Origin of the sequence: Pseudomonas sp. AU11447 (assembly GCF_001672555.2) — a bacterium.
Classification (GTDB): Bacteria; Pseudomonadota; Gammaproteobacteria; order Pseudomonadales; family Pseudomonadaceae; genus Pseudomonas; species Pseudomonas nitroreducens.
Genome location: NZ_LZDG02000012.1, coordinates 1 through 401, shown reverse-complemented (window position 1 = coordinate 401; position 401 = coordinate 1). Strand labels below are relative to the sequence as shown.

Annotated in this window: 2 pseudogenes; both read right to left on the bottom strand. The window is 63.1% G+C overall.

Annotation, left to right across the window (positions count from 1 at the left end):
* Window positions 1–162, bottom strand: a pseudogene (locus A6723_RS31575) (electron transfer flavoprotein subunit alpha/FixB family protein); the annotation flags it as partial.
* Window positions 162–401, bottom strand: a pseudogene (locus A6723_RS00080) (electron transfer flavoprotein subunit beta/FixA family protein); the annotation flags it as partial. The pseudogenes A6723_RS31575 and A6723_RS00080, both read right to left, overlap by 1 nt.

The following is a 401-nucleotide window of genomic DNA, read 5'->3' as shown; positions in this document are numbered from 1 at the left end:
AACACCAGCGATCTTGGCAGCGGCTTCAGCCACGCCACCGACGTTCTGGCCAGCGACCAGGACGGCGATGTCGCCGCCGATCTTCTGCGCGGCAGCAACGGTGTTCAGAGTGGCAGCGCCCAGTGCGCCATTCGAATGTTCTGCAACAACCAGCACAGTCATCAGATCACCTTCGCTTCGTTCTTCAGTTTCTCGACCAGTTCGGCCACCGATTTCACCTTGATGCCGGCGCTGCGCGCGGCCGGCGCTTCGACCTTGAGGGTCTTCACGGTCGAGGCCGTGGAGACACCCAGCGCGTCAGGGGGGAGGAATTCCAGCGGCTTCTTCTTCGCCTTCATGATGTTCGGCAGCGACGCGTAGCGCGGCTCGTTCAGGCGCAGGTCGGTGGTGACGATTGCCGG